The organism is Psychrobacter sp. P11F6 (genome assembly GCF_001435295.1).
In the GTDB taxonomy this organism is placed as follows: domain Bacteria; phylum Pseudomonadota; class Gammaproteobacteria; order Pseudomonadales; family Moraxellaceae; genus Psychrobacter.
Genome location: NZ_CM003594.1, coordinates 3,135,785 through 3,152,290 on the forward strand (window position 1 = coordinate 3,135,785; position 16,506 = coordinate 3,152,290).

The window sequence follows — 16,506 nt, forward strand, 5'->3', positions numbered from 1 at the left end:
ATGATAAGGATATAAGATGAACGTATTGATTACAGGAGCAAGCGCAGGTTTTGGTAAAGCGCTGGCCGAGCGTTTGGTTGCCAATGGTCATCGCGTGATTGGCTGTGCCAGACGCTTAGACAAACTAAATGCTTTAGCAGACACTTTAGGCGAAGCATTTTTACCTGTGGTGATGGATGTGAGTGACACGGCTACTATCCCGCAAATCATTGCTGATTTGCCTGCTGACTTTAGTCAAATCGATGTCTTGGTCAATAACGCTGGGCTAGCGTTAGGTACAGAGCCTGCGCACAAGGCAAATCTTGATGACTGGATGCGTATGACTGATACCAATGTGAAAGGGTTGATGGCGCTAACCCATGCAGTCTTGCCAGCGATGGTGGCGCGCGATAGCGGTTATATTATCAATGTTGGTTCAATCGCTGGCAGTTGGCCTTATTTTGGTGGCAACGTCTATGGTGCGACCAAAGCCTTTGTCAAACAGTTTAGCCTAAATCTGCGCGCGGATCTCATCGGTACGCAAGTGCGCGTGACCAACCTTGAACCGGGTAATGTCGCGGGCACTGAATTTTCAAATGTGCGTTACCACGGCGATGACGATAAAGCCGCCAAGGTTTACGACGGCTTTAAAACCATGACCGGCGATGATATTGGCGATATTTTATTATGGCTGATTGAATCGCCTGCTCATATTAACGTCAATCGTTTAGAAGTGATGCCAGTTGCGCAAACTTATAACGGGCTGACGATTGCTAAGCAAGATTCTTAAAATTTTAGCTGACCGTTTGGCTCACTAACGTAATTCATAAGAGCGAAGCAATATAGATTCCTTTATATTGCTTCTTTTTTTGCTACTAACATTCTCTTCATTGACCAAGCGTAAATCCTGAAAGTCTAAAATCAATACCTCATTGCGCAAGCGCTCGCTAGTACGTTTATTATGGCGTATCGGAAATCCCAATACGTGTTTACCTTTCACCACTATCTGATTAATAATGATGGTCGGATTATTCATCGTAGCTTTTGCACTTAACTTCTGAGCATTAATGATGACTGTGGCAGGATTAACAGTGGTGCTTAAAACTTTTGTTTGACGCACACTTTTTGGCAAATCCCCTGCAAAAAACAAGACTTGCTCTAGTGGTAAATACTGCGCGTGTCGCATTAACTCTTGACGAAACAGCAAAGGCATATCTGCATTAAAACTGTCTTCTGCTTGCTGAAAGAACGCCGTAAAATTACGCTGCAAGTAACGCCCAAATACACTGCTATTAATCCACTCTTGATAAGTATCATTAGCTAGTAACTGCCTAGTGAAAACATCGGCATCTGGCGTAATATCCGCTGTCAGCATTGCCATCAATAGCGCCTGCGGATTGGTAAATGTTTGCTGCTGCCAAAATTGTGGATATAGGCTGCTATCAAGCAATGGTAACGTCAGCTTGTTCATACCTTAATATCCTTATATTTTACTTGCTGACGTTTGATTCGATTGGTCAAAGTCTATGGCAAGTCACTACTTTTAACCCTAAACAGCTTTTATGCTATGGTTAATTACCTGCTTTAATATAGCAGTCTTTTAGAAATGAGATAAAGACTTTTGCTACGATACATTTTGGCTCAATCGACTTGGTAAAACAGCTTAATGAAAACAAGGTACATTGCCTTATGAATAAAAACTTAATCAACTTGCCTACTAACTACCAGTTGAAAACGATTGACATCACTTTAACTGACGGTACGCTGCTACCAGTGTCAGTCATAGGCAGCGGCAAGCCTGTAATATTACTGCATGCTTATGGTATGGACGCGCGTGAGTTTTTGCCATTTATTTTTCCTTTGCTTGGCAAATATGCATTTTACCTGCCGCATCTACGAGGATTTGGTGCCGCAAAAGATATTAAGCTGACCCAATTTGATTTTGTAAGGCAATATGCCGATGATATTAGCGTTGTCATAGAGAAAATTTGCTTGGCGCGCAATATAGAATCTGTGCCAGTTGCCGCTATTTCGATGGGCGCACAAGTAATGTGGGCGTATTTTGAGCGTTATGGCAGCGCGAAAATCAGCCATTATTTGAATATTGACCAAAGTCCTGCTATCCATAATCAGTCTGATTGGCAAGGTGGACTGTTTGGTGCGCGGCAGCAAGAAGTATTCGATATCTTTCACGAGGTAATTGAGAAAACTTTACCTTATGCTGAAATAAAAAGCTTTACCCACCTACCGTTTGCTCTAAAACGCCGTGCAACGGATATCGAACGATTGTTTTCTCTATTATCTGTTAATCGAACGCGCTCGAAAGCGTTTATACAAGTGATGACTTATAAAAATGACCCCAAACTTGCGCTTTACAATCACAGTATTTGGCATCATAAAATGCGCTGCTTACAAGCCTATTTGACACTACCCTATGACTTTCGCGGTGCGATAGAGCGGGTCACTATTCCAGTGGTTAACCTCATCGGTGGTCGCTCCAAACTTTACGATGCTAAGTGGCAGCAACAAGTCACCCAAATACTACCTAATGCAACTGAGGTCGTGTTACCGCGCTCAGGTCATGCGGTACCAATGGATGAGCCAATTGGGTTTTATAAAGTATTGAAGGAATTTTTGCAGGATTAGTTGTTCATTTATATAAAAAAAGCGACTCCAAAAGTCGCTTTTTTATGTGAGCAATAAATTTTAATCATTAATCAGCTAACGCTTTGGTCAGCTCAAATCGCGGCACTTGCTTACCCTCAACTTCAACCGTTTCAGAAAACATAGATAACGGTCGTACCCATACGCCATACTCACCGTATAGGCAGCGATAAACGACTAATGCTTCTTGGGTTTCCGAATGCTGAGCAGTGTGCAACACTTGATACAGGCTGCCTTTATAGTGGCGGTAAATACCTTGAGGGACACTTTGAAGTTGTTTAGTCATAATTTTCTTACTTGTATTAATTGTTATAAAAGCTTAGTGAGCATCATTAAGTTTTTTCGTCAGCTCTAACTTTACTCGTAGCCACTCAGATTTTCTTAAGCTATACATCACTGTATCTGAAATAACGCCATCGCGGCAGACTCGGTTGCCTCGAATCACCCCATCTTTTTTAGCACCTAAACGCTCAATGGCTCATTGTGAGCGATGATTGCCAATATCCGTGCGCCAGCCTACGGTTTGATAGTCTAAAGTTTCAAATATATGAGTTAGTAGCATGAGCTTACAGGTCGTATTGACATGCGTTCGCCAGTACGACTTTGCATACCAGGTATAGCCAATCTCTAGACGTTTTGCAAAAGGTAAAATATCGTGGAAACTTGTTGATCCAATCGCTTTTCCAGTTAAGTCATCAATGACGACAAAGGCTTTTCTATCAGCCATTGATGTTGCGGTATTAATATAGTCAATAACCTTGTCTGGCTCAGGTACTGATGTCTCATTTATTTTCCATAGTTCACCATCTTGGCAAGCTTCGGCTAAGTCAGTTGCATGACTTAGCGTCAACGGCTTAAGGGTAATGCCATTACTTGATAACGTAGGAAGGGCTAACATATACTTCTCCTTAAGCCATAATGAACTTAGAAACTTTGGCTACCTAACTCAATTTTTTAACTACCCTACCGTCACTTTCGCATAAGCCTTTTTGCCTGCTTGAATGACGACTGTCTGACCAGACGTTAAGCTAAAGCCTGCATCAACAACTTCGCCATCTACTTTCACCGCGCCACGTTTAATCATATCTTTAGCAGATGAGCTATTTTTAGCCAATCCAGCTTGGTTGAGTACTTGAGTAATAAATAGCGCCTCAGCACCTTCCAAATCTAGCGTCACTTCTGGCAAATCAACAGGCAGTTCACCATCCGCTAAGACGTTGCCCGCTGATTTATGCGCATTGGCAGCAGCATCGGCATCATGGAAACGCTCGATTAATTCTTTAGCCAGAATACGTTTAATTTCTTGTGGATTGCGACCATTTTCCATCTCTGCCATTAACGCTTCAACTTCTTCCATCGGCTTAAAGCTTAAAAATTCAAAGTAGCGACGGATTAAGGTGTCTGGCATTGATAGAAGTTTTTGGTACATGGTGCCCGGTGCATCATAAATGCCGACATAGTTATTCAGGGATTTAGACATTTTATTGACGCCGTCTAGCCCTTCTAAGATTGGCACCGTAATACAAACTTGTGGCTCTTGACCATAACGACCTTGCAGGGTACGTCCCATTAGGATGTTAAAGGTTTGGTCAGTACCGCCAAGCTCGACATCCGCTTTTAATGCGATAGAATCATAGCCTTGCACCAATGGGTATAAAAACTCATGAATGGCGATTGGGGTTTGTGCGGCATAGCGTTTAGAGAAGTCATCGCGCTCAAGCATACGCGAGACAGTCAGCTGGCTAGAAAGCTGAATCATATCGCCCGCCGACATATCCTTGAACCATTCAGAGTTAAAGACAATCTTGGTTTTTTCTTTATCCAAAATTTTAAAAACTTGTTCCGCATAAGTCTGTGCATTGACTTTGATTTGCTCATCGGTCAATGGCGGACGCGTGCTGTTTTTGCCAGAAGGGTCGCCAATTTTGGCGGTATAATCGCCGATTAGAAAATAAATCTCATGACCCAAATCTTGAAAATGCTTCAGCTTATTAATCAACACGGTATGACCCAAATGCAGGTCAGGGGCAGTAGGGTCAAAGCCTGCTTTGATACGTAGCGGGCGATTGAGTTTAAGCTTCTTAATCAAATCTTCTTCAGATAGGATTTCTTGCGTACCGCGTTGGATCAGGGCAAGCTGTTCTTCTAGGGTGTAGGTTTGAGTGGTCATGATGCTCTCTTTATTGTCTTTATTAAAAGGGTAACGCGTTTGGGCTATTTAGAATCTCATAGCCAGTAAAAGATGTTAGAATTTGAGAGATATACTAGCGTTTTTTAAGGTAAATTGCCATGACCAACCCTGCATCGATTGCTGATACTAATGATTCAACTATAAATTATGACGATAATTTAAATAACACTTTGGATAAAACTTTAGATGACGATTTAAATTATGCCACCTTGACCGATGCGCTTGAGCAAACGGTGTTTGAAAACTTCGATGATGGCTTATATATTGGCATGATGTCTGGCACCAGCTTAGATGGGATGGATGCGGTTCTTTGTCAATTCGGTGGGGAAGAAAACACTCAGCAACCGATGCGACTGTTAGCAACTCATAGCCAAGAATTTCCGCCGCGTTTGCGTGAAGTGTTATTGGCTTTATGTCAGCCTAATGGTGTGCAAGAGTTAGTACCCGCAGAGGGTGAACCAAACAGCGAATTAGACTGGTTCGGTTGGGCAAGTAAAGAATACGCTGAATTTGCCAGCGAGGTGGTCAATAATTTATTGCAGCAATCGAATACTGATGTAGAGTCGGTGCTAGCGATTGGCTGTCACGGTCAAACGGTACGCCATCGTCCGCAACTGGGCTTTAGCTTGCAATTGGTCGATGCCAATATCATTGCTGAGCGTACTGGCATTAGCGTCGTCAGCGATTTTCGCCGCCGCGATATGGCGGTTGGTGGTCAAGGAGCGCCTTTGGTTCCAGCTTTTCATCAAGCGTTATTTGCCACGCCTGATAGCACGCGCGTGTTATTAAATTTAGGCGGTATTGCCAATATCACAGTCTTGCCAGCAAACGATAGCCCTGTGATTGGTTATGATACGGGTCCTGCGAATTTATTATTGGATGCGTGGACGGCATTGCATACTGATAAAGATTATGATGCTGGCGGCACTTGGGCACAGTCTGGACAAGTGGTTGAGCCGCTACTTAATCAGCTAATAGAACATCCGTTTTTTGCACGAACGTATCCAAAAAGTACAGGGCGTGAAGATTTTAACTTAGTATGGCTACAGGATGAACTGCAAAAGTTCGATCAGGCATCTGCCCATATTCGCTATTCGTCAGCGGATGTGCAGGCAACGCTTACTGAGCTGACAGCGATGAGTGCCAGTATGCAAATTAATATGTTTATTAATGCTCATGAAAATAGCTCGGTTTACGTCTGTGGTGGCGGTGCATTAAACGATTATTTGATGACTCGCTTGCAAGCGCATCTGCCCCATTGCACGGTAGAGACCACCGCAAGCTTAGGGCTGAATCCAGCGTGGGTCGAAGCCGTCGCCTTTGCATGGCTCGCACGGCAAACCCTGATGGGTGAAACGGGTAACTTACCAGCTGTCACCGGCGCCAGTAAAGGCGTGGTTTTGGGTCAGGTTTGTTTCGCCTGACTGGTCAATTTTTAGTTTACACACGTGCACTTATGTGTTTTATAATGAATTCTGAAATACCCTCCTCTTAGGACTCGTAAGTATAGGATATATCGCATGAGCCAACACAGCAGTTCACTTACTGATCAAGCCACCAATGATGCTAGCGCAACAGCAGAGTATCAACCGCGTCAGAAACTACCGCACTATGAGCGTGGCGATGACTTGCGCGTCGTAATTACGGGTATGGGTGCGTTAACACCTTTGGGACTCGACGTCGATAGCTCATGGACTAAGCTGCTCAATGGTGATAGCGGCATCGCGCCAATTACACATTTTGATGCTACTGGCTATCGCGCTCAAATTGCTGGCGTGGTCAAGGATTTCGATGCCAAGCAATATATGAATGCCAAAGACGCGCGACGCTATGATGAATTTATTCATTATGGTATTGCCGCCTCTAGTATGGCATTACAGAACGCTGGTTTTATCGATGAAGTAAGTGCTGCTGATGCACCTGTGCAAAATGTCGATCAAGAGCGATTCGGCATTATTTTAGGCTCAGGTATTGGTGGTATCCAAACCATTGAAAACAGTCGCGATACGCTACGAGAAAAAGGCGCTATGAAAGTTTCGCCCTTTATCATTCCTGGCTCTATTGTGAATATGGCAGCAGGCTTAGTGGCCATTAAACATACCTTAAAAGGTCCCAACCTTGCGACATCGACGGCTTGTACCACCGCTACCCATGCGATGGGTCTCGCTGCACGTTTGATTGCTTATGGTGACGCCGATGTCATGCTAGCAGGTGGTAGTGAAAAAGGCTCCAGCCCACTTGGCATATCAGGTTTTGGTGCCATGCATGCCCTCTCAACTCGTAATGACGAGCCAACCAAAGCCTCGCGTCCCTTTGACAAAGACCGTGATGGCTTTGTGCTCGGTGATGGCGCGGGTATGGTGGTACTAGAAAGCCTCGCTCATGCCAAAGCACGCGGTGCAACCATACTCGCTGAACTGGTCGGCTTTGGGATGAGTGATGACGCCAGTCACATCACAGCACCGCCTGAAGATGGCAGCGGCGCGGCACGAGCGATGCGTAATGCCCTAAATGATGCAGGTATTGAGCCATCGAGTATTGGTTATGTCAATGCTCATGGCACCAGCACCCCTGCGGGTGATGTCGCTGAATCTATTGCTATTGAAACCGTTTTTGCCCCAGTTAAAGACCGCATTTTGGTCAGCTCAACCAAATCGATGACGGGTCATTTGCTTGGTGCCGCGGGTGCTGTTGAAGCCATATTCACCGTCCTTGCCCTACAGCATCAGCATGTGCCACCCACCATTAATTTGGACAATGTGGAAGACAACTGTAACCTCGACTATGTCGCCAACCAATCGCGCAAAGTTGAAAACCTACAGTATGCCGTATCCAATAGCTTTGGCTTTGGTGGTACCAATGGCTCGTTAGTATTTGCGCGCTGGCCCGTGAATCATTAAGGTATAAAACTCACCATATCGGTCGTTGTAACCTTGGTGTCAGATTTACTACGTTTGTCCACTTGCAGCCCCTTATCGTATTTGCGTATGATAAGGGGTAATTTTTGGAACATTTATGGACGATACCATGTCAAGCTACTCATTTTCCCATCAGTTTTACCAGCGCTGGACGTGTGCGCCTGAACCTATTCGCGCAGCAATTACCCAAGAGCTAAAAGACATCACCACCTTACTGCAAAACGATACCCCATTTGAAAGCTTTGTCTTTAATACTCATGATTTGGATACCCACATCGATGAGCTCTACGAAAACCATGAAGCGGAGCAAGCCATCGCTAAAGCCATTACTGACAAAAAGGCCGAAGAGCAAGCGACCGCAGAAAAACAGCAGCGAGAAGAACAACAAAAAGTAAAAGCGGCAGAGGATGCCAGATTAAAAGAAAGTGCTAGATTAAAAGAAGCAGCAGATACCGCGCAAAAAGAACAACAGAAAACTGAGCAAATAGCCGCTGAGAAGAATAATCTTGCTGATAAAACGACCGCTATGAACACCAATGATGCGAGTGATTCAGAATCGCTCAGCATTGATAACACGGTTGAAAAAAACCAAAATGTTGAAAAATCGGCTGCGACGCAATCTAGTTCTGAGAACAAAACCATTAGTGAACATGCTAATGTCGCTCATGACAAGCATATCAATGACGACCACAGTATAAAAGCGGTCAATGACAAAGCCAGCGCCGCCATCAAACTGGCACTGAAAGATGCAAAACTAAGTACCACGCATCAAGAGATGATCCGTGAGTTGGAAATGCAAATTGATGATTATCTCAGTGAGCAAATGATGCTGATGTCTGAGAATTTAAAATCTTGGTTACGTGCTGAAGTGACTCAAAATCTAAGCGAAGATGAAGTAGGAACTGACAAAGAATCGAAAAAAAGCTAAACGCTGCTTCCTACGCATCACCTTTTAGCAATAAATCCTCAGTAACAAATTCCTAGTACTAAAAAACCCCCGTAAACTTTACGGGGGTTTTTTCATTTTAGATTCGTCGATATGAGCGTTTACTTTAGATAGCCTTAGTCCGCTCAGTCAGCCAGTCAAGTGCCGCACCTTCAACGCGGTCTTTTAGCTCTGCATAGACTTGGCTATGATAGTTATTCAACCAATCAATTTCGATTTGAGTTAATAATGACGACTCAATTAAACGGGTATCAATTGGGCAATAAGTGACAGTTTCAAAATTAAGAAAATCGCCGAATTCCGTTTCTATAGGCTGGGCAACACGTTTATTAACCATCAGGTTCTCAATACGAATACCGTATTTGCCTTCACGGTATAGACCTGGCTCATTACTTGAGATCATGCCCTCTTTCATCGCGCGCTCTTTCGGCATGCTGGCACTATAAGCAATCACTTGTGGGCCTTCATGGACGTTCAAGAAATAACCAACGCCATGACCAGTACCGTGACCATAATCCATCTGTGCCTGCCATAATGGTGCACGGCATATCGCATCGATGAGTGGTGAGGCGATACCATCAGGGAAATGCGCTTTTGCTAAGGCAATATGGGCTTTGAGTACGGTGGTAAAGTCACGTTTGTGTTCGCTGCTTACCTGTCCAATACCGACCACACGAGTGATGTCTGTGGTGCCGTTTTGATACTGAGCGCCTGAGTCAATCAGTAACAATCCACCTTCGCCCTCGACCACATCAAGGTAGCTGAATTTTTCTGGTGTTGCACGATAATGTGGCAGCGCACCATTTTCATTAAAGCCTGCGATAGTCGGGAAACTTGGCGATACATAATGTGGCTGCTGACTGCGCACTTCGATGAGCATACTATCAACGTCCAGCTCGCTTAAACGCTCACCGTCTGCTAAACGCTGCTCAAATGCGGCAAAAAACTCACTTAATGCTGCACCATCTTGACGCATGGCTTCACGCACATGGTCGATATCAGCGTCAGATTTAACTGATTTTAGCAACGTACTTGGCGCCATTCGCTCAATAAAACCTATGCCATCGCCCATTTTAGATAACGTACCTACTGCCACTTTACTTGGGTCTAATAGCAATAAGTCATCAGCAGTCAATGTGCCCAACGCATCTTGCACAGCGTCATAATCAGCAAGGGTGATACCGCTGTCTTTTAAGCTTTGTGCTATCTCGCTACTTACTTTATTATTATCGATAAACAATGTCGCGTCATGTTCGCTAATGAGCATATGTGCCAAAAACACAGGGTTATAATCAACATCAGCGCCGCGTAAATTGGTCAACCAAGCAATATCGTCTAAGCTTGAAAGCAAGTGATGGGTTGCGCCTGCCTCAGCCATACCTGCGCGTACAGCGGCAAGTTTTGAGGTAGCAGACTGCGCGACAAACTGCGCATCGTGTTGATATAGACTGGCAGTAGGTAGCGCTGGACGATCGCTCCATATTTCTGTCAATACGTCACGCTCAGTGATTAACGTAATATCATTGGCATCAAAGGCATTTAACAATCTATCTTGCTCAGATATAGACAATACATTACCATCGACTGCCACGCTATCACCCTCAGCCAAATGCTCGGCGAGCCAATCAATATGATTCGGCTGACCCGGTGCAAGCTTCTCTAAGCTAATACCAGTACCTTCTAATTGGTCAGCGGCATGTACCCAATAGCGGCTGTCCGTCCATAATCCAGCAAAATCAGCGGTAACAACGAGCGTACCGACTGAGCCTGTGAATCCTGATAACCATAAGCGCGCTTGCCAATATTCTGGCAGATACTCAGATAAATGCGGATCAGCAGACGGTACGATAATCGCGGTCAGATCTTGTGCTACCAACGCCTGACGTAGGCTGTCGATACGATCGTGGATGCTTTGTTTATTCATAAAAGGTGTCCTTATTGATTTTAAAAAATAAGATTTGGAAAAATCATATTGTGAGGCGACTATGGATAGTCGTCTTATTTGAGCGAGTAAACTGTTTTAGGCGTTTGCTATTTATCATTCACTGAATGCTTAGCATCTAAACAACCTGCGTAAGACGCTTAATGTCTTAAAAATTAAAGTGTTGTCAATGACCAGATAGATAAGGCTAACTATTTTTAGGAGCATTACAGCAGAGCATTATTAGATGTTTGGGCGGAAAGCGGACTTTCAATAGCGTGGGGGCAATAACTTACTAAGTGTCACCATAAAACGTGCTACCAATCATGGTAACACGTCTCGCCATCTAACATTTTTGCTGGTATTGCTATTGATACTAAATCACGTTAACTGTATGTCTGAATTAGCTCAGCTTATCTGCACGCTCGCTTTTTTGCAGCATATTATTGATCGGTTTGGCTAATGCCAATAAGACAACGGCTGTGACCACCAAAAAGATTGTCATCATCGTAAATAAGCCCGGCAACCCTTCGATCTTATCCGCTGATACTTGACCACCAAAGAACGCAGCAACCAAATTACCTAAAGCGAGAGAAGCAAAGAAAAGCCCCATCATCTGACCTTGCATGCCTTTTGGCGCAAGCTTAGTCATCGCAGACAACCCGACAGGGCTGAGCGCCAATTCACCAAGTGTTAGCAATAATAAACTACCCACTAACCATAAAGGTGAAGCCAATCCACCATCGCTAGTCAAAATGCTTTTTGAGGCAAATATCATCAAAGCAAAGCCTGCAGCGGCAAACAACATACCAAGCGCAAACTTTACCATACTATTTGGCTCAAGGCCTCGATTGGCAAGCTTGACCCAAACAATGCTAATGATCGGCGCTAATATTAAAATAAACAAAGGATTGAGCGATTGGAACCAAATACTAGGCACTTCAAAGCCTAAAACATTCAGGTCTGTATAGCGATCAGCGAACAGGTTAAAAGACGTTGGCTGCTGCTCAAAGCTTGACCAAAATAGCGTCGAGCCGATGATTAAGATAAAACAAATTAACAAACGCAGCTTGTCAGTTTTATCCAATCGCGGTGAAATAAACATGACAGCAAAGTATAGTATGACGACTGCTGCAATGAGGTAAGTCATATACTGAGCAACCATTTCAGGGTTAAATGGCATAATACCAGTCGACACTAAGACAGTAATGGCAGCAAGTAGCGCGAGAAACCCGCCAACCCAGCGACCTACATTTTTGAAACGTCCAGTCGTTTGTTCCCATTCAGGCGTAATGTTTTTGGCACGAGCATAACGATTTAAGGTTTTTTTAGCTGAAAACCGATAAATCAATAGTGAAGCTAACATGCCAAGACCACCGACACCAAAGCCTACATGCCACATACCTTTTTCTTTAAATACGCCAACGATAAGGGCAGCCAGTAGCGCACCAATATTGATACCCATATAAAATAGAGTAAAGCCACTATCACGGCGTGCATCGCCTTTAGGGTACAACGTTCCGACCATCACGGAGATACAGGTTTTAAATAAGCCTGAACCGAGAACGATACACATCAAACCCACAAAAAACAGCGTCATCCCAAGCATAGCGGATAGTGCGATACACAAATGACCAAGGGCGATAATAATACTACCCCACCACAGTGCACGCTCTTGACCGAGCCAATTATCAGCCAACCAGCCACCCGGTACTGCCGCTAAATATAACGAACCAGCAAAAATACCATAGATAGCAGAAGCTGTGACCTCATCGAAACCAAAACCGCCACTACCGACGGTCGCTACCATAAATAATACTAATAGTGGACGGATACTATAATAAGAGAATCGCTCCCACATTTCTGTGAAAAACAATGGACGTAGCGGCTTAGGGTGCCCCATAAATCCATTATCTAGTGCTGCCAATTCAGCAGCACTAACCTCTGACTTTGATTCTGTACTCATAACTTTATTCCTTTAAAGACCACTGTATTAACGACCAAACATATAATTATCCCGACAAGCGGTCATATAGGCGCATCATTGTTTCAATTGGATATAATCAAGTAAAGAAATAATTGGTCAATAATTACACAAATACCCACAAAAAAGCCCGCTATCATTGGCTGAAAGCGGGCTTTTATTCTTAGCATCAATGGCATTGATGACGATGCTGTTGTGCTTACGGTATTACAATAATATTGCCATAATACTTAGTTTTTAAGCAAAAACACTTAGGTTTTAAGCGAAAATACTTAGGCTTTAAGCGAAGCGGTTTGTCGAGCTGTACATTTAAAAAGGTAGCATCGACTTACGTATATTACTGTGCGGCTACCGCTTCATCAGTGGTATCACCCGCTTCCAAATCACCGTCTGCTTGCTCAGCCGTTAGATCAGCATCTGCAACCGCAGTTTGACTGACTGTACCAGAAGCAGTGGCAGTACCAGCTTCTGCGGTAACCACAGCGCTATCAGTATCGGTCGCTGGGGTGACGCTTGCATCTGCAGCAGTATCAGTCGCTGTAGCATCCGCAGCTACAGGTGCTGTTTCAGCTGGCGCAGTGTCTTCAGCAGCAATCGCTTCTGCTTCATCAGCCGCCGCTGACGTTTCGGTTGTCTCAGCAGTAATGTGCTCGCCTGCTGGACGCAAAAATCCAGAAATACCAATAAGTAAGACGATACCTAAAAATAAGGCAACACCGCCTAAAGCAAATAAGAACTCTTTCTTAGGGTTGTTTTCGACAATATGTTCTGACATACCTTATCCACCTTGCACAAAATATTTAAAATATTGGTCTATTATATCGCAATTCGTACCGATTTGTTAAAACCCTTAAGTATTTAAAGGATTTATTATCAACAAACTTTGCCACTCGCTTTTGTGGTTAATTCTCATAACCCATTCTAGCGATTCATTATGACTTGTAATAATAGCCAGTTATTTTAGCGACTTACCCAAACGCGGTTGCGGCATCCCACGCTTACCAAAGTAGCTCAAGACAAGTAACAGCGTAATGATAAAAAGAATCGGATAATTACCGAAGCTCATAAAAGGTGTATTACCAACCCGCGCCTGAACATCACCGCGCAATACGGTGCGCTCAAACTGCGGTGCACGCTCGACGATACGACCTTTATGATCGATGATCGCGGTCACGCCCGTATTGGTCGCACGCATAAACCAACGCCCATTCTCTAGCGCGCGCATCTGCACCATTTGCAGATGTTGCAATGGACCTGCCGACGTACCAAACCAAGCATCGTTTGAGATGGTCAATAAGAAGTCCGTGCCAATCGCGTTTTTACGAGTGGTATCAGGGTAAGCCACTTCATAACAGACTGCTGAGCCCAAATTATGACCACGTACACGCAGCGGTGATTGGTTGTCACTACCACGACTATAGCTCATGATTTCTTGACTACCAGCAAGGTTTGGCAAGATATCTAACATGCCTTCGAAGGGAATATATTCACCAAATGGTACCAGGCGCTGCTTTTTATACATGCCCTCAGCGTCACTACCTAGCGCAACCACGCTATTATAAAATGGCGGATATTTATCCGTTTTTGGGTCAAAGTTTTCTAAATCTCTATAAGGAATACCTGTTACCCACGTGGTATCTGTTTCTTTGGCCATTTTAACCATTTCACTGATAAAACCAATCGCTTCATCTTGAAACATAGGAATCGAGGATTCTGGCCATAAGACGATATCGCGATCCCACTCAGTACTGGTCAGAGTTGCATAAATTTTCAGGGTTTCTATTTGATATTCGGTGAGCCATTTTAAATCTTGTGGAATATTACCTTGGATTAAGGACACGGACAAATCAGGCGTACCTTTTGGTTTCGTCCATTGCGGATTCATCAACCATAACGCGCTGCTAATTACCAACAATGCTATCGACGGAATCATATATCCGCCACGGCGACGCAATAGCTCAACCAAACTGGCTGCCAATAATACCGCCACAAAAGACACTGCAAAGACGCCAGCGACTGGTGCTAATGACGATAACCAATACTGCTCCGTAAAGGCATAACCGACAAACAACCACGGAAATCCAGTGAACAGCCACGTTTTCAGCCACTCTTGTAATATCCATAGCGCCGCAAACGACAACGGCTGACGACCGACCATACGGTTGAAAACCAACGCCAAAAAGCCATGAAACAAGCCCATGCCTAACCCCATCAGCGCGATCATAATCAGCGCAAGCCATGCTGGCGTATCGCCATAGACATGAATAGAGGTGTATAACCAAAATGCACCAACGCACCAAAGTCCCGTACCGTAAGCCTGACCGATAAGAAAAGCACGCTTGCCACTCATATCAGGCATCAATAAGGCATATAAAATAGCAGGCGACACTAGCGCCAGTGGCCAAATGCCATAAGGCGCAAGTGCAAATATAAACACTGCCCCTGCCAACAACGCAATCAATACCGTCAGCGCTATAGGCAAACCCTTTGGCTTGTCAGGGTTCAGGCGTTTTTGTAAATCAACAGTAGACAGGCGCATAGCAGTTATCCAAAACCATATTTTTCAAAATTTTAAGCGTCAACATTCAGATAAAAACCAAGCTGAAGCAGACCGTATTGTGTTTTGTACAGTATCTAAAAGTTAAACCTGCCCATGATACCAGTCTCAACCCATTAATAGGTAACATTGCGTAGCAAATACCCAATAGCAAACACAAAAAAAACACGACCGCAATCGTGTTTTTTTGAGTATATCAAACAATGTTTAGGTCGCTATCGACATATCAATGACTGCCTATCAATATTTGCTGAGCAGGATTGATTTTGGTGAGCTCAAGATTTTGGATAAAACGCCCTTCAACATCAGTAATAGTGATTTTCCAATCATCTATCACCACACTTTCACCTTCCAAATCACCTACATAACCAAGCGCCTGCATGACCAGACCACCCATGGTATCGACATCCGTATCATCAAAATGACTGCCAAGCTCATCATTACAGTCTTCAATCACGGTAGACGCTTGCACACGCCAGGTATTTGGTTTTTCAGGATCAGCGACGATGTTATTGATATCACTGTCTTCATCGAAGTCATCATGCTCATCGACGATGTCACCGACAATCTCTTCAAGCAAGTCTTCCATGGTAACAACACCGCCAAAGTTGCCGAATTCATCGACGACAATCGCCATATGTACTTGGGTACGCTGCAATGAGCGTAACAAGGTATCAGAGCGTGCCGTCTCACTAATATATAGCGGCTGACGTACCAGATCTCTCAAACGTTTGCTATCGATTTTATCTTCTTGATCGCGCACCATATGCACAAGAATAGGAATCAAATCTTTTGCCAAGAGGATACCAATGACGGCATCATCATCTTGACTGTCAAAGACAGGATAACGCGAATGGGTGGTCTCAAGGATGATATCCATCACCTCAGCGAGACTGGTGCTTTCGTGCAGCCCAACCACTTGCGGGCGCGGCGTCATAATTTCGCGCACTTGTGTCGCAGGCAGATCCAGCACGCCTTCTAACATATCGACGGTATCAGGCTCTAAGAACTGGCGCGAGTCTTGTACCAGACGAATCAATTCGTCACGGGTTTCGGGGGCGGTCGATAGCCAGCGTTTTAAGCCGCGCATCGACCAACTACTCGGGCTGGGAGTGTCGTCAGACATGGTGATGTGATTTAACCTCTTTAGTTAATAACAATTAAAATAATACGTAAAAACAATAATACGTAATAACAGACGTAGATGGGGATGAATACAGCAAATAAAACAGATCTTTGATTATTAAATTATAAATAGAGCAGATCAAAGTAGCTTCACTTTAGCGCAAGGCTCACCGACATTCAACGATAAATTCACTCAAATTGTATTGTCAGTACGTTATAAA

General features: G+C 44.1%; 14 protein-coding genes. 5 read left to right on the top strand and 9 right to left on the bottom strand.

All coding sequences use genetic code 11. From position 1 onward, the window contains the following. The first annotated feature begins 16 nt into the window (after window positions 1-16). Complete coding sequence (locus AK822_RS12960) at window positions 17-769, top strand: SDR family NAD(P)-dependent oxidoreductase (RefSeq protein ID WP_060491932.1); 753 nt, start codon at window positions 17-19, stop codon at window positions 767-769. A 24-nt stretch (window positions 770-793) separates the two neighbouring features. Here the strand turns inward: AK822_RS12960 and AK822_RS12965 are convergent, their stop codons facing one another. Continuing rightward, window positions 794-1,450, bottom strand: a complete 657-nt coding sequence (locus AK822_RS12965; protein ID WP_060491933.1) for a hypothetical protein — start codon at window positions 1,448-1,450, stop codon at window positions 794-796. Window positions 1,451-1,668: 218 nt separating this feature from the next. Here AK822_RS12965 and AK822_RS12970 point away from each other — a divergent pair, with 218 nt between their 5' ends. Further along, window positions 1,669-2,625 carry an alpha/beta fold hydrolase gene (locus AK822_RS12970; protein ID WP_060491934.1) on the top strand — a complete coding sequence of 319 codons (957 nt, stop codon included), beginning with the start codon at window positions 1,669-1,671 and terminating at the stop codon, window positions 2,623-2,625. Window positions 2,626-2,692: 67 nt separating this feature from the next. Here AK822_RS12970 and AK822_RS12975 read toward each other — a convergent pair whose 3' ends face one another. The 3 genes from AK822_RS12975 to tyrS all read right to left on the bottom strand — a co-directional run bounded on the left by AK822_RS12975 (window position 2,693) and on the right by tyrS (window position 4,813). Beyond that, window positions 2,693-2,929, bottom strand: coding sequence for a DUF1653 domain-containing protein (locus AK822_RS12975; RefSeq protein WP_060491935.1), 237 nt, complete (start codon window positions 2,927-2,929; stop codon window positions 2,693-2,695). A gap of 192 nt (window positions 2,930-3,121) precedes the next feature. Beyond that, window positions 3,122-3,541: a GNAT family N-acetyltransferase gene (locus AK822_RS12980; RefSeq protein WP_322843176.1), complete on the bottom strand. Its 420-nt coding sequence runs from the start codon at window positions 3,539-3,541 to the stop codon at window positions 3,122-3,124. A 60-nt stretch (window positions 3,542-3,601) separates the two neighbouring features. Next, window positions 3,602-4,813, bottom strand: coding sequence for a tyrosine--tRNA ligase (gene tyrS / locus AK822_RS12985; protein WP_060491936.1), 1,212 nt, complete (start codon window positions 4,811-4,813; stop codon window positions 3,602-3,604). 119 nt (window positions 4,814-4,932) lie between these two features. Between tyrS and AK822_RS12990 the strand changes: the two genes are divergently transcribed. The 3 genes from AK822_RS12990 (at window position 4,933) to AK822_RS13000 (ending at window position 8,680) form a co-directional block, all read left to right on the top strand. Continuing rightward, window positions 4,933-6,258, top strand: a complete 1,326-nt coding sequence (locus AK822_RS12990; RefSeq protein WP_060491937.1) for an anhydro-N-acetylmuramic acid kinase — start codon at window positions 4,933-4,935, stop codon at window positions 6,256-6,258. A gap of 96 nt (window positions 6,259-6,354) precedes the next feature. Further along, a complete protein-coding gene (gene fabF / locus AK822_RS12995; protein WP_205628052.1) occupies window positions 6,355-7,734 on the top strand; it encodes a beta-ketoacyl-ACP synthase II in 1,380 nt (459 codons plus the stop codon). Window positions 7,735-7,849: 115 nt separating this feature from the next. Then, the gene (locus AK822_RS13000; RefSeq protein ID WP_060491938.1) at window positions 7,850-8,680 is read left to right on the top strand and encodes a cell envelope integrity TolA family protein; all 831 of its coding nucleotides are present in this window, start codon (window positions 7,850-7,852) and stop codon (window positions 8,678-8,680) included. A gap of 124 nt (window positions 8,681-8,804) precedes the next feature. Here the strand turns inward: AK822_RS13000 and AK822_RS13005 are convergent, their stop codons facing one another. The 5 genes from AK822_RS13005 to AK822_RS13025 form a co-directional block, all read right to left on the bottom strand. Next, a complete protein-coding gene (locus tag AK822_RS13005) occupies window positions 8,805-10,622 on the bottom strand; it encodes an aminopeptidase P family protein (RefSeq protein ID WP_060491939.1) in 1,818 nt (605 codons plus the stop codon). Between the two features lie 400 nt (window positions 10,623-11,022). Next, window positions 11,023-12,585 carry a peptide MFS transporter gene (locus AK822_RS13010; RefSeq protein WP_055125320.1) on the bottom strand — a complete coding sequence of 521 codons (1,563 nt, stop codon included), beginning with the start codon at window positions 12,583-12,585 and terminating at the stop codon, window positions 11,023-11,025. A gap of 355 nt (window positions 12,586-12,940) precedes the next feature. Beyond that, entirely contained in the window at window positions 12,941-13,378 is a 438-nt protein-coding gene (locus AK822_RS13015) for a hypothetical protein (protein WP_060491940.1), read from the bottom strand. A 180-nt stretch (window positions 13,379-13,558) separates the two neighbouring features. Beyond that, window positions 13,559-15,142 (bottom strand): apolipoprotein N-acyltransferase, encoded by a 1,584-nt coding sequence (lnt, locus tag AK822_RS13020; RefSeq protein ID WP_060491941.1) that lies wholly within the window; start codon window positions 15,140-15,142, stop codon window positions 13,559-13,561. Window positions 15,143-15,386: 244 nt separating this feature from the next. Further along, complete coding sequence (locus tag AK822_RS13025) at window positions 15,387-16,286, bottom strand: CBS domain-containing protein (RefSeq protein WP_060491942.1); 900 nt, start codon at window positions 16,284-16,286, stop codon at window positions 15,387-15,389. Window positions 16,287-16,506 lie beyond the last annotated feature (220 nt).